The sequence below is a fragment of the Pseudomonas nitroreducens TX1 genome, from assembly GCF_000313755.1.
Lineage (GTDB): Bacteria > Pseudomonadota > Gammaproteobacteria > Pseudomonadales > Pseudomonadaceae > Pseudomonas > Pseudomonas nitroreducens_A.
On record NZ_AMZB01000084.1, the window covers coordinates 1 to 13,219 of the forward strand.

At 64.7% G+C, this 13,219-nt stretch carries 10 protein-coding genes; 3 read left to right on the top strand and 7 right to left on the bottom strand.

Annotation, left to right across the window (positions count from 1 at the left end; translation table 11 throughout):
- Window positions 1-74: 74 nt before the first annotated feature.
- The 4 genes from C167_RS0105620 to rpsU form a co-directional block, all read right to left on the bottom strand.
- Entirely contained in the window at window positions 75-3,809 is a 3,735-nt protein-coding gene (locus C167_RS0105620) for a bifunctional diguanylate cyclase/phosphodiesterase (RefSeq protein WP_017517282.1), read from the bottom strand.
- Between the two features lie 104 nt (window positions 3,810-3,913).
- A complete protein-coding gene (rpoD, locus tag C167_RS0105625; RefSeq protein WP_026078826.1) occupies window positions 3,914-5,767 on the bottom strand; it encodes an RNA polymerase sigma factor RpoD in 1,854 nt (617 codons plus the stop codon).
- 78 nt (window positions 5,768-5,845) lie between these two features.
- Window positions 5,846-7,879: a DNA primase gene (gene dnaG / locus C167_RS0105630; RefSeq protein WP_017517284.1), complete on the bottom strand. Its 2,034-nt coding sequence runs from the start codon at window positions 7,877-7,879 to the stop codon at window positions 5,846-5,848.
- 202 nt (window positions 7,880-8,081) lie between these two features.
- Window positions 8,082-8,297 carry a 30S ribosomal protein S21 gene (gene rpsU, locus C167_RS0105635; RefSeq protein WP_003085057.1) on the bottom strand — a complete coding sequence of 72 codons (216 nt, stop codon included), beginning with the start codon at window positions 8,295-8,297 and terminating at the stop codon, window positions 8,082-8,084.
- 200 nt (window positions 8,298-8,497) lie between these two features.
- Here rpsU and tsaD point away from each other — a divergent pair, with 200 nt between their 5' ends.
- Window positions 8,498-9,523, top strand: a complete 1,026-nt coding sequence (tsaD, locus tag C167_RS0105640) for a tRNA (adenosine(37)-N6)-threonylcarbamoyltransferase complex transferase subunit TsaD (RefSeq protein WP_017517285.1) — start codon at window positions 8,498-8,500, stop codon at window positions 9,521-9,523.
- A 94-nt stretch (window positions 9,524-9,617) separates the two neighbouring features.
- Here the strand turns inward: tsaD and plsY are convergent, their stop codons facing one another.
- A complete protein-coding gene (plsY, locus tag C167_RS0105645) occupies window positions 9,618-10,187 on the bottom strand; it encodes a glycerol-3-phosphate 1-O-acyltransferase PlsY (protein ID WP_017517286.1) in 570 nt (189 codons plus the stop codon).
- Between the two features lie 80 nt (window positions 10,188-10,267).
- On the opposite strand from plsY, the gene folB reads away from it, so the two are divergent.
- Together folB and folK are read left to right on the top strand one after the other, a co-directional pair.
- Window positions 10,268-10,621, top strand: a complete 354-nt coding sequence (folB, locus tag C167_RS0105650) for a dihydroneopterin aldolase (RefSeq protein WP_015475255.1) — start codon at window positions 10,268-10,270, stop codon at window positions 10,619-10,621.
- The gene (folK, locus tag C167_RS0105655) at window positions 10,612-11,148 is read left to right on the top strand and encodes a 2-amino-4-hydroxy-6-hydroxymethyldihydropteridine diphosphokinase (RefSeq protein WP_017517288.1); all 537 of its coding nucleotides are present in this window, start codon (window positions 10,612-10,614) and stop codon (window positions 11,146-11,148) included. Before folB ends, folK begins: the two co-directional genes overlap by 10 nt.
- 103 nt (window positions 11,149-11,251) lie before the next feature.
- Here folK and C167_RS0105660 read toward each other — a convergent pair whose 3' ends face one another.
- Together C167_RS0105660 and C167_RS0105665 are read right to left on the bottom strand one after the other, a co-directional pair.
- A complete protein-coding gene (locus C167_RS0105660) occupies window positions 11,252-12,481 on the bottom strand; it encodes a multifunctional CCA addition/repair protein (RefSeq protein ID WP_017517289.1) in 1,230 nt (409 codons plus the stop codon).
- Window positions 12,482-12,656: 175 nt separating this feature from the next.
- Window positions 12,657-13,166, bottom strand: coding sequence for a DUF4136 domain-containing protein (locus tag C167_RS0105665; RefSeq protein WP_017517290.1), 510 nt, complete (start codon window positions 13,164-13,166; stop codon window positions 12,657-12,659).
- Between the last annotated feature and the right edge of the window lie 53 nt (window positions 13,167-13,219).

The following is a 13,219-nucleotide window of genomic DNA, read 5'->3' on the forward strand; positions in this document are numbered from 1 at the left end:
TGAACCGTGGACCAAAGGATTATGAGTCCTCTGCTCTAACCAACTGAGCTATAGGCCCCCAGAAGGCGGGCGGATTATACCGGGGCGTTCTGGCTTGCGCCAACCGGGTGCAGCGGGACCAGGAAGCGGTTGGCAAAGGCGTCGGCCGGCAGCGGTGCGCTGAGGGCGTAGCCCTGGATCTGGTCGCAGCCTTCGGCTTCGAGGAAGCGCTCCTGGGCTTCGTGTTCCACGCCTTCGGCGATCACCGTGAGGTTCATGCTGCGGCCCAGGGCGATGATGGCGCGGGCGATGGCGGCGTCGTGTGGATCGTCTGGCAGGCCGTGGACGAAGGACTGGTCGATCTTCAGGGTGTCCAGGGGCAGCTGCTTGAGGTAGCTGAGCGAGGAGTAGCCGGTGCCGAAGTCGTCGATGGCCAGTTGCACACCGAGGTGCTTGAGGCTGTGCAGGATCGACAGGGCTTCCTCGGTCTGGTGCATGAGGAAGCTTTCGGTGATTTCCAACTGCAGCCGCGAGGACTGCAGGTTGTAGTGGGCGAGCAGTTCGCGGATGCGTTCGACCAGGTTGGTCTGGCGCAGCTGCGCACCGGCGAGGTTGACCGACAGCGGGCCGAAGGCGGCGTGGCTGTCCTGCCAGTGGCTCATCTGTCGACAGGCTTCGCGCAGCACCCAGTCGCCCAGCGGGAGGATCAGGCCGTTTTCCTCGGCCAGGGGGATGAAGCGGTCCGGAGAAATCGCACCGAACTGAGGATGCTTCCAGCGGATCAGCGCCTCTGCTCCTACAAGTTGCCCACTGGCGAGGGAGAGCTTGGGTTGGTAGTAGAGCTGCAGCTGGTCGCTCTCCAGGGCGCGGCGCAGTTCGTGCTCCAGGGCCATGCGCTCGGTGGCCTGGAAGGTCAGCTCGCGGGTGTAGAACTCGACGCGGTTGCGGCCCTGGGCCTTGGCCCGGTACATGGCTGCGTCGGCGTTCTTCACCAGGGTGGCGACGTCGCTGCCATCGCCGGGATAGAGGCAGATGCCGATGCTGGCGCTGACGAAGAATTCCTGTTCGCCGGCGATGAACGGCTTGCCGAAGCAGAGCAGCAGCTTGTTGGCGACATGCTCGGCGTCCAGCGCGTGGTGCAGGCCGGGCAGCAGGATGATGAACTCGTCGCCGCCCTGGCGGGCCACGGTGTCGACGTCGCGAAGCTGCTCGCGCAGGCGGGTGGCGATGGATTTCAGCAGCAGGTCGCCCACCGGGTGGCCGAGGCTGTCGTTGATGTGCTTGAAGCGGTCGAGGTCAAGGAACAGCACGGCGCCCTGTTGATGGTCTTCCTGGGCTTCCTTGAGCGAGGCGGTGAGGCGGCTCTCGAACAGCAGGCGATTGGGCAGGCCGGTGAGCGGGTCATGATGGGCCTGGTAGTCGAGACGCGCCTGGGCGTACTTGAGGGTGGAAATGTCGGCGAAGACGCCGACATAGTGCGACAGTTCGCCATCGGCGTTGCGCACGGCGCTGACGGTCAGCCACTCCGGATACAGCTCCTGGTTCTTCCGGCGGTTCCAGATTTCGCCTTGCCAGTGGCCTTCTGCGTTCAACTGGTGCCAGAGGGCGACGTAGAAGCTGCTGTCGTGCTGGCCGGAAGCGAGCAGGCGCGGCGAGCTGCCGAGGGCTTCCTGTTCGCTGTAGCCGGTGATCTCGCTGAAGGCGCGGTTGACGGCAACTATCCGCTGACGAGCGTCGGTGATCATTACACCTTCGGCGGTGCTTTCGAATACGGTCGCGGCCAGCTGGAGTTTTTCCTGCATCTGCTGGCGCTCGGTGATGTCGCGGGCGACGGTCAGCATGCAATCGTCGTTGCCGATGGTGATGCGGTGGGCGGAGAGCTCGCACAGGCGCAGGCTGCCGTCACGGGTGCGAATCTGGGCGGTGAACTCCGGTGCGCTGGGTTCATTGGCGAGGATGCCCAGTAGCCTGGTGCGGTCGGCCGGGTTGGCCCACAGGCGCAGGTCCAGGGTGGAGCGCTCGGCGGCTTCTTCGCGGCTGTAGCCGGTGATTCGGCTGAAACCCCGGTTCACCTCCACCAACCGGCCATCGCTGATACGCGAGATGAGCATGCCGTCCGGGGAGGCGTGGAAGGCCTTGGCGAATTTCTCCTCGGAGACGCGCAGTTGCTCCTGGGTTTCCTTGACCTGGGAGATATTGCGCACTACCACGACCAGCGCCGGGGTGTCGTCGAGGACGATGTGCTGGGCCGAGAGCAGCGCAGTAAAGCGCGTGCCATCGCGGCGGTTGAGCGGGATCTCGACGTTGTTCAGCGGTTCGCCCTGCAGGCGCGCCAGCATCGCCGGGCCCATGCCCGGTTCGCCCCAGATGCCCAGTTCGGTGGAAGTCTTGCCCAGCGCCTCGCTGGCGGGAATGCCGATCTGCTGCTCGAAGGTGCTGTTCACCGCCAGCAGTTGCCCGTCGACGCGGCGGGCAAGGACGATGATGTCCGGGCAGTGGTGGAACACCGAGGCGAATTTCTGCTCGGACAGGCGCAGGGCCTGCTCGGTGGACTTGGCATCGGTGATGTCAATCATCAGGCCACGCAGGATCAGGTCGTCGCCGTGGCGGATCAGCGTGACGATGTCGCGAATCCACACCATGCGCCCGTCGGCCGCGAGCATTCGGTAGTCGAAGCTGTGGTTGCGCCCGGCCTGGCTTTCGCTGAGGCAGAAATTGATCGCGTGTTCGGCGTCTTCGGGGTGCAGCGTGCGTTGCCAGAAGCCTGGCTCGAGCCAGTCCTTGATCGGATAGCCAAGCAGGCGCTGGGCATGGGGGGAGACGTAGGTGAAGCGGTTTTCCGCCAGGCGCATTTCCCAGGCAATGGCGGTCAGGCTTTCGACCAGGCCGCGGTAATGTTGTTCGCTGTCGCGCAGGGCCTGTTCGAGCTTCTCGCGGCGCTGCATTTCGCCACGCAGTCGGCGGTTCATGGTGAACAGCACCAGCAGCGTGAGGGCGGTGAGCAGGACGATGGGGACGACCACCCGCAGCACGGCGGGCCAGATACTGCGGCTATCCACCAGGCCGCCGACCCAGGGTGCCTGGAGGGTATCGATCTGCTCGGTCGTCAGGTCGGCCAGGACTTTGTCGATGAGGCCGGCGAGGATCGCCTGGCCCTTCGGCACGGCCATTGCCAGTTGGTAGCGATAGGGTGTTTCGCCGCTGATTTGCACACCGTCGAGTCTGAGTTGACGCAGATTCCAGACCGCGGAGGCGAGATCCCCGACGAACGCATCCACTTGCCCGGTGGCCAGCGCCTGCAGCCCGGCGGCGACGCTGGGCAGGGGTTGCAGGTTCAGGTCGGGGTGCTTGGCAACCAGCAGTTCATGGGCCGCGTAGTTGGCCACGACACCGACCTTGAGTCCGTACAGCTCCTTGAGACTACCGGGGGCGGGGCCGTCCTTGCGGGCAAGAATGATGATCGGGAAGTCGAGGTAGGGGCGGGTGAAAGTCAGGTAGTCGAGGCGCCTGGGGGTGGCCATGACTCCCGGCAACAGGTCGATGCGGTTGTCGCGTGCCTGCTGCAGCACTTCGCTCCAACTGGTCGGCTCGACCGGCTGCAGCTGCACCTTGAGCTGCTCGCTGATGAGCTGCACATAGCTGGCGGCGAGCCCCTGGTAGCTACCGTCGGCATCGCGGAATTCAAAGGGCGGCCAGGAGGTGTCGATGCCCAGGCGCAGGCTGGGGTGCTCCTGCAGCCAGCGCTGTTCCTCGGGCGTGAGGCTCAGGGCGAACGCCTGACCTGCCCAGAATGCAAGGCACCACAGTAGAACTGCCTGCAGACGCGGCATGAAGGGCCTCACTCCTGGGAAAGACTACGCCGAAGTGTAGACGTGGCACTTTGCCCAGTGGAAGGCCCAAAGAAAAACCCCCGGTTCTGGCCGGGGGTTTTTCGTCACTCGTCGAGGAAGGAGCGCAGATGCTCGCTTCGCGACGGGTGGCGCAGCTTGCGCAGCGCCTTGGCTTCGATCTGGCGGATCCGCTCGCGGGTTACATCGAACTGCTTACCCACTTCCTCGAGGGTATGGTCGGTATTCATGTCGATGCCGAAGCGCATGCGCAGGACCTTGGCTTCGCGAGCGGTGAGGCCGGCGAGGACTTCGCGGGTGGCTTCCTTGAGGCTCTCGCTGGTCGCCACTTCGATCGGCGACTGCATGGTGGAGTCCTCGATGAAGTCGCCCAGGTGCGAGTCTTCGTCGTCACCGATCGGCGTTTCCATGGAGATCGGTTCCTTGGCGATCTTCAGGACCTTGCGGATCTTGTCTTCCGGCATGTCCATGCGTTCGCCCAGCTCTTCCGGGGTCGGTTCGCGACCCATCTCCTGCAGCATCTGGCGGGAGATACGGTTGAGCTTGTTGATGGTCTCGATCATGTGCACCGGGATACGGATGGTGCGGGCCTGGTCGGCGATCGAGCGGGTGATCGCCTGGCGAATCCACCAGGTGGCGTAGGTCGAGAACTTGTAGCCGCGACGGTATTCGAACTTGTCCACGGCCTTCATCAGGCCGATGTTGCCTTCCTGGATCAGGTCGAGGAATTGCAGGCCGCGGTTGGTGTACTTCTTGGCGATGGAGATCACCAGACGCAGGTTCGCCTCCACCATCTCCTTCTTCGCACGACGGGCTTTCGCCTCGCCGATGGACATGGCGCGGTTGACGTCCTTGATCTCGGCAACGGTCAGCTGCGAACTGGTTTCCAGGTCGACCAGCTTCTGCTGGTTGCGCAGGATGTCGTCACGCAGGCGCTCGATCGCCTCGGCGTACTTGGGCTTGCCCTTGAGTACGGAGTCGACCCAGGCGGTGTCGGTTTCGTGGCCGGGGAACTGGCGCAGGAAGTCGGCACGCGGCATGCGGGCATCACGCACGCACAGCTGCATGATGGCGCGTTCCTGGCGACGCACGCTGTCCAGCGCATCGCGGACCTTGGCGACCAGCACGTCGAACTGCTTGGGCACGAGCTTGATCGGCATGAACAGCTCGGCCAGGGCGACCAGCTCTTCGGTTGCCTGCTTGCTGCCACGGCCATGCTTTTTCAGGGCCTTCTTGGCTTTCTCCAGTTGCTCGGAGACGGCGCCGAAACGACGGGCGGCTTCTTCCGGATCCGGACCACCGTCGCCTTCTTCTTCCTCGCTGTCGCCGTCGGACTCTTCGTCCTCTTCGTCCTTATCCTTGTCCTTGGCTTCGGCGTCGTCTTTCAGGCCGACCGGCTCGACTTCCTCGGCCGGCAGGGTGCCGTCATCCGGGTCGATGTAGCCACTGAGGACGTCCGACAGGCGGCCGCCTTCGGCGACGATGCGGTTGTACTCTTCGAGAATTCCGTCCACCGCACCCGGGAACTGGGCGATGGCGCTCATGACCTCGCGGATGCCTTCCTCGATGCGTTTGGCGATTTCGATCTCGCCTTCGCGGGTCAGCAGTTCCACGGTACCCATTTCACGCATGTACATGCGCACCGGGTCGGTCGTGCGGCCAACGTCGCTCTCTACCGCAGCGAGGGCGGCAGCAGCTTCTTCGGCGGCAGCTTCATCGGTATCGGTTTCCGCCAGCAGCAGGGCATCCGCATCCGGGGCTGTCTCGAATACGTTGATCCCCATGTCGTTGATCATGCGGATGATGTCTTCTACCTGTTCCGGATCAGAGATATCCTCCGGCAGGTGGTCGTTGACCTCCGCGTAAGTCAGGTAACCCTGCTCACGACCACGGGTGATCAACTCTTTGAGACGAGATTGCTGTTGCGCTTTTCCGGACATAACACCCTATCCACTGAAGGTCTTGGCGGGCTGAAATAAGCCGAGGATTATACCAGATTCGAGGCTTCAGACGCCAGTTCAGCTCTGGCTGCCTGTTGAAGAGGGGGTGCTGTAGTGCTCCCGCAGTAACGCTTTCTCTTCGTCGGTCAGTTCACTGGGATTCTTTCGCAGCACGCTGTGCAGGCGGGCTTCGCGGCTGCTGAGCAGCTGGTTGTGTGCAAGTGTAGTAATGGTGTCGACGAACTGCTTTTCAAGATTGCCGTCGTCGATCAGCCATTCTTTCCCCGCCAGCACCTGCAGCAGGCGCCCTTGGGGGGTTCCGTGCCAGCGCGCGATGAGGTGCATCGAGCTCTGTTTCGGATTCTTCTGCAACGCTTCGACCAGTGCGGCGAGCAGTTGCGAATAGGTTTGTCCTTCGTTGGCGAAGTGGCTCGCATCCTCGACGCTCTGCGCCAGTTGAGGATGGTGCAGCAGGGTGCGCAGCGCGGTCAGGGTCGGCGATTCGACGCTGATCTCGGTGCGTGGCTGGCGTGGCGTGAAGTCGCCTTTCCTGCCTTTGCCGTCCCATTTGCGATCGCCCTTCCAGGGCTTCTTGCCCTGTTTGGCACCGCCATTGCCGGCGGAAAATTCCTGCGGCGCTTCAAAGTAATTCGAAGCATCCTGGTAGTGACTGTCGCCATGCTCCGCGAATTGGCCGGCGAACTGGCTCATGTCGTAGTCGGCGTATTCGTGGGCGTGGTCCGAGCCGTGCGCCTGCGCCGGAGCGGGGTTATGGCTCGGCTTAGCCTGGCCGGCGAGGCCGGAGCGTGGCGCGCTGATCTGGCTGAGTGCGTCAGCGGACAGGCCGGTGATCTCGCCCAGGCGCTGGCGCATCAGCAGGCGCAGGGTGTTGCCGGGGATTTTCTCCAGCAGCGGCCCGGCCAGGGTCGCCAGGTGCGCCTTGCCTTCGAGCGTGCTGGGATCGGCTTCCTGGGTCAACTGCTGGAAGAAATAGTCCGCCAGCGGCTGGGCCTGGTGGGCGAGGCGGGCGCGGAACGCGTCCGGGCCTTCGGCGCGTACCAGGCTGTCCGGGTCTTCGCCCTCGGGCAGGAACAGGAAGCGCACCTTGCGCCCATCCTGCAGGTTGCTCAGGGCCGATTCGAGCGCGCGCCAGGCGGCGTTGCGGCCGGCCTGGTCGCCGTCAAAGCAGAAGAGGATGTTCGGCACGATGCGGAACAACCGCTTGATGTGTTCTTCGCTGGTGGCCGTGCCCAGGGTCGCGACCGCATTGCGGATACCCTGCTGGGCCAGTGCGATGACGTCCATGTAGCCTTCGACCACCATGATCTCGTCGAGATCCCGGTTGTTCTTCCTTGCCTCGTACAGGCCGTAGAGCTCCTGCCCTTTATGGAAGACCGGGGTTTCCGGCGAGTTCAGGTATTTCGGCTTGTCGTCGCCCAGTACCCGGCCGCCGAAGGCGATCACCCGCCCGCGGCTGTCGCGGATGGGGAAGATCACTCGGTCGCGGAAGCGGTCGTAGCGCTTGCCGCTGTCGGGGTTCTCCACCAGCAGGCCGGCGTCGAGCATGGCCTTGAGCTGCAGGTTGTCGCCGCCCAGGTTCTTCAGCAGGTTGTCCCAGCCCGGCGGGGCGAAGCCCAGACCGAAGTCACGGGCGATCTCGCCGGTCAGGCCGCGGCCCTTGAGGTATTCCACCGCCGCCTTGCGCGCCGGGTGGCTTCTCAGCGCCTGGCGGTAGAACTCGGCGGCACCGGCGAGCAGCGGGTAGAGCGGCGAGTCGACCGGTTGGCGCGGCTTGTTGCCCCGGCGGCCTTCCTCGCGGGGCACATCCATGCCGGCGCGCTTGGCCAGGTCTTCGACCGCCTGGACGAAGTCCAGCTGGTCGTGGTCCATGACGAAGCCGAGCGCGTTGCCGCCAGCGCCGCAGCCGAAGCAGTAGTAGAACTGCTTGTCCGGACTGACGGTGAAGGAGGGGGTCTTCTCCTTGTGGAACGGGCAGCAGGCGCTGTAGTTCTTGCCGGTCTTCTTCAACTGGATGCGCGAACTCACCACATCGAGAATATCGGTGCGGTTGAGCAGGTCATCGATGAAGGATTGTGGAATCAGGCCGGCCATAGACTCATCGGGACGCAGGGTGGACCCAAGCATAGCGCGGGGCGATGAGGCCGCGAGCGGGGCTTGAGACTAAGCATGGGGCTTGAAAAAGCAAAAACTCCGAAGTTCGCGAGCGCGAATCGGAGTTGTCGTGCCTTGAGTCAGGCACTCGCCCGGCGAGTGGGCCGGGCGATGCGGAAAGCGTGCGACGAGGCGCTGTAACTCAGTACAGGCGCTCGCGGCGGCGCTGTTCGCGCTGCACTTTCTTGGCGTGACGCTTAACAGCGGCAGCGGCCTTGCGCTTACGCTCGGCGGTCGGCTTTTCGTAGAATTCGCGGCTACGGACTTCGGCCAGTACGCCTGCTTTTTCGCAGGAGCGCTTGAAACGACGCAGAGCTACGTCGAAGGGTTCGTTCTCTTTAACTTTGACGGCGGGCATCCAGGTCGTACCTTCAATGATTACCGGAGGATTTATCGCGCTCCTGACGGTTGTTCGGAGTCGGCGGTTTTCAAGGGTTGCGGATATTAAACGTTCGGAAGGAGGAATGCAAAGCCTCCGATCGAAAAGCACTGGTCCGAAGCCCAGCCGCCGATTATGATGCGCGGCTTCAATTTTGCCCAGAGTAAAGGCTCAAACCCATGCTAGTGCTGGGGTTGGAAACCTCCTGCGACGAGACCGGCGTCGCCCTGTACGACAGCGAAAAGGGCCTGCTGGCCGACGCGCTGTTCAGCCAGATCGACCTGCACCGCGTATACGGCGGCGTGGTTCCCGAGCTGGCTTCCCGTGATCACGTCAAGCGCATGCTGCCGCTGATTCGCCAGGTGCTGGCCGAGTCTGGCCGCACCGCCCAGGACATCGACGCCATCGCCTACACCGCCGGCCCCGGCCTGGTGGGCGCGTTGCTGGTCGGCGCCTCCTGCGCGCAGGCCATGGCGTTCGCCTGGGGCATACCGGCCGTCGGCGTGCACCATATGGAAGGTCATCTGCTGGCGCCGATGCTCGAAGAGCAGCCGCCGCAGTTCCCATTCGTCGCCTTGTTGGTGTCCGGCGGCCACACCCAGCTGGTGCGGGTGGATGGCATCGGCCGTTACCAGGTGCTCGGCGAGTCGGTGGACGACGCGGCCGGCGAAGCCTTCGACAAGACCGCCAAGCTGCTGGGCCTGGCCTATCCCGGCGGACCGGAGATCGCGCGCCTGGCCGCGAGCGGCACGGCGGGTCGCTTCGTCTTCCCACGGCCGATGACTGACCGCCCGGGCCTGGATTTCAGCTTCAGCGGCCTCAAGACCTTTGCCCTCAATACCTGGCAGCGCTGCGTGGCCGAAGGTGACGACAGCGAACAGACCCGCTGCGACATCGCCTTGGCGTTCCAGACGGCAGTGGTCGAGACCCTGACCATCAAGTGCAAGCGCGCGCTCAAGCAGACTCACCTCAAGAGCCTGGTAATCGCCGGGGGCGTCAGTGCCAACCAGGCGCTGCGCCAGCACCTGGAAAAGATGCTCGGCGAGATGAAAGGCCAGGTGTTCTATGCGCGCCCGCGCTTCTGTACCGATAACGGCGCGATGATTGCCTATGCCGGCTGCCAGCGACTGCTGGCCGGGCAGCAGGACGGCCCGTCGATCGGCGTCCAGGCGCGTTGGCCAATGGAGTCGCTGCCGGCGATCTGAATAATGAAGCTGCAAACGACGCGGCACATGCTCTGAGCGGCATGGGCCGTTTTTTCGCTTGCAGCGCGGTACGTGGGCCGGGAAGCTCGCGGCTTTAGAAGTGACGCTCGCGGCCGGCGATCAGGTCGCGCAGGTTGCTGCGGTGACGCCAGACGATCAGGCCGGTAAGCACGGTCATCGGCAGCAGTGCCGAGGGCTCCTGCCAGGCCAATAGCGGCAAGGTCAGTGGCGTGGCCACCAGGGAAGCCAGCGAGCTGGTGCGCGACAGCTTGAAGGTCACCAGCCAGGCCGCTGCTGCGAGCAGGGCCGCCGGCGGGTACAGTGCCAGCAGCATGCCGGCAGCGGTGGCGACGCCCTTGCCGCCACGGAAGTTGAAATACAGCGGGTAGAGGTGACCGATCACCGCTGCCAGCCCGACCCAGGCCTGTTCCACGTCGGACAGGCCGATCATCCGGGCGATGAGTACCGGCAACAGCCCCTTGGCGAGATCGCCGAGCAGGGTGAGGATGGCGATCTTCCTGCCGGCCAGGCGCAGCATGTTGGTAGCGCCGGGGTTGCCCGAGCCACTGGCGCGCGGGTCGGCGGTGCCGAACAGGCGACTGAGGAGTACCGCGAAGGACAGTGATCCGAGCAGGTAGGCGAGGATCGCCAAGAACCAGAACATGGTTTCCACCGGAGACGAGGTCGTTTCCGATTCTAACGGGGCGCCGGCCGCTTGTCGTGTCGCCTTGGAGCATGCAGTCAGTGGACAGAGTTTTCATCGAGGGGCTGGAAGTGGACACCGTGATCGGCGTCTACGACTGGGAGCGGGGTATCCGGCAGTGCCTGCGCCTGGACTTGACGCTGGGTTGGGATAACCGCCCGGCGGCGGCCGACGACGACATCGCCAAGGCCCTGGACTACGCCGTGCTCTCCGAGCGGGTCATGGCGTTCGCCCGTGATGCGCACTTTCAGCTGGTGGAAACCTTTGCCGAGCGCCTGGCCGAGTTGCTGATGGCGGAGTTCGGCATTCAGTGGCTGCGCCTGAAAGTCACCAAGCCCGGCGCCGTTGCGGCCGCCATCGGCGTGGGTGTGGAGATCGAACGCGGATGCCGCTGACCACGGTCTACCTGGGGCTTGGCAGCAACTTCGAGCGTGAGCGCCACTTGCTCGCCGGGTTGGAGGCGCTGGATGGCTTCCTCGAGGACATCCGCTGTTCGCCGGTGTTCGAGAGCGAGCCGGTGGGCATTCGCAGCGGCCCCTTCTACAACTTCGTGATTGTCGCCCGCACCGACCTGCCGCTGGCGGAGCTGAGCCTGCGCCTGAAGCATATCGAGGCGGACAATGGCCGTTATGCACCAGAGCGCAAGGGCCTGCCGCTGGACATCGACGTGCTGCTGTATGGCGACCTGCACGGCGAATTCGACGGCCTGACGCTGCCGCGCGCCGAGGTGCTGAAGAATGCCTTCGTGCTCTGGCCGCTGGCGTTGCTGGCTTCGCAGGTACAGCACCCAGGCGTGCAGCGTTCGTTTGCCGAGCTGTGGGCGAATTCTCAGATCGAGCAGAAACTCTGGCCGGTGCGGTTCCGCTGGCGCGGTGTTGAGCTGACGCCGGCGGCATTGATCGAGGCGCATCCGGCGCCTTAGGGCTTATCTGTAGGAGCGAGCTTGCTCGCGAACGGAGCTTACCGGCTACTCCAGCGCTGGGCGGTTCGCGAGCAAGCTCGCTCCTACAAGTCCTGCTGTTGTTTCAGGCGGTGTTGCCTTCCTTGTAGGCCTTCAGGGCATTCAGACGCTCGCGCTTGAGCGCTTCGCCCAGCTCGGCGCCCTTGTATCCCTTTTCCAGCAGTGGCTGCACCGCGACCTCGCGGGCGGCCTGCGCTGCGCCGCGCAGGTAATCGGCCTGAGGATAAGCACGATCCTCCAGCCCGTGCCGGCCACGGGCGTCCATTTCGCTGGCGGCAAGAAACTCCTCGAAGCGTTGCGGCCGGCGGTAGACGTCGAAGGACTGCAGCAGCTCCAGGAGGGTGTTCGGTCGCAATTCCAACGCGCGGTGGCAGTGGGTGTGGTACTCGCCCACCAGGCGCGCCAGCTCCTGGCAGTCCCGCGGGACCTTGAAGCGTGCGTTGATCGCATCGATCAGCGGGAGGCCCAGATGTTCGTGGGCATGATGCCTGGGCCACTCTTGCTCGCGGGTCTTGCCCTTGCCGACGTCGTGCACCAGGCAGGCCCAGCGCACGCTCAGCGGCTGCTCGTATTTCGCACACTCACGCAATACGGCCAGCACGTGCTCTCCGGTATCCACTTCCGGGTGGTGCTGCGGCGGTTGCGGCACGCCGAACAGCGCGTCGACTTCCGGCATCAGCACGGCCAGGGCGCCACAGTCGCGCAGCACCTGGATGAACACGTCGGGGCGGGTTTCCATCAGGGCGCGGGAGATTTCCTTCCAGCTGCGTTCGGCGGTCAGCGCTTGCAGCTCGCCCGACTCGGACAGCTCGCGCATCAGCGCCAGGGTTTCCGGGGCCACGGAAAAGCCCAGCGGGGCGTAGCGCGCGGCAAAGCGAGCGACGCGCAGCACGCGTAGCGGGTCTTCGGCGAAGGCTGGCGAAACGTGGCGCAGCAGACGGGCTTCGAGGTCTTGCTGGCCGTGGTAGGGGTCGATCACCTGGCCGTCGTTGTCCTCGGCCATGGCGTTGATGGTCAGGTCGCGGCGGATCAGGTCTTCTTCCAGTGTGACGTCGGGGCTGGCGTAGAAGGTGAAGCCGCCGTAGCCGCGCCCGCTTTTGCGTTCGGTGCGGGCAAGGGCGTATTCCTCGCCGGTCTTGGGGTGGAGGAATACCGGGAAGTCTGCGCCGACCGGGCGGTAGCCCTGGGCGAGCATCTCGTCGGCGCTGGCACCGACCACCACCCAGTCGGTGTCGCTGAAGGGGATGCCGAGCAGGCGGTCGCGCACGGCGCCGCCCACTTTGTAGATCTGCATGAAGCTGTCTCCTGTTCTGGGGATAGCTTCGGGGTTATGGGCGTCCGCTTCAAGCTGAGGGTGCTTGGGCGGTTCGCGAGCAAGCTCGCTCCTACAGGCGCGGCCAGGGCTTTCGTGGGAGCGGACTTCGTCCGCGATAGGTCCGCATCGCGCTGGATGCCATCGCGGCGGGGGATTACGGCGCGGCGGCAGGAATCTGCTGGACGAGGGCGCCGATGGCGTCTTGTAGGAGTGTCGCGCTGGCGTGGGCGGGGCTCAGGCCGGTGCTGACGGTGCCTTCCCAGAGCGTCTGTTCCTGCGCGTCGGTCAGGCGCAGGCGCAGGGTGCCGGTTTCATCGCGCAGGCGGTGGATGGCGAGGTAGGGGCCGAGCGGATTCGGCGGCGGCGTGTCGACCTTGAACTCCAGCGGCGCATCCTGGAGTGCCAGCCAGTAATAGACGCGCAACTGCGGTGTGGCGCTTTCGCGGTAGCCGCGCTCGATCAGGCCCTGGCGCACCTGGGCGTTGATCAACGGATAACGGCTGCGGTAGGGCAGTGCATCGACGGCGTTTTCCGGTGGCATCAGCTGGAAATCGCGCAGCCCCGCCAGGCGCGCATCGGCGGGATGCGCGATCTGGGCGTGGGGGACAGGGTTGCTGCAGGTCGCGACAGCAAGGCAGAGCAGGAGAATGGCGAACAGTCGCATGGCGGTCTCCAGCGGGGTTGCCGCCATGCTTGTCGCGCCCACTGCGTCGGTCA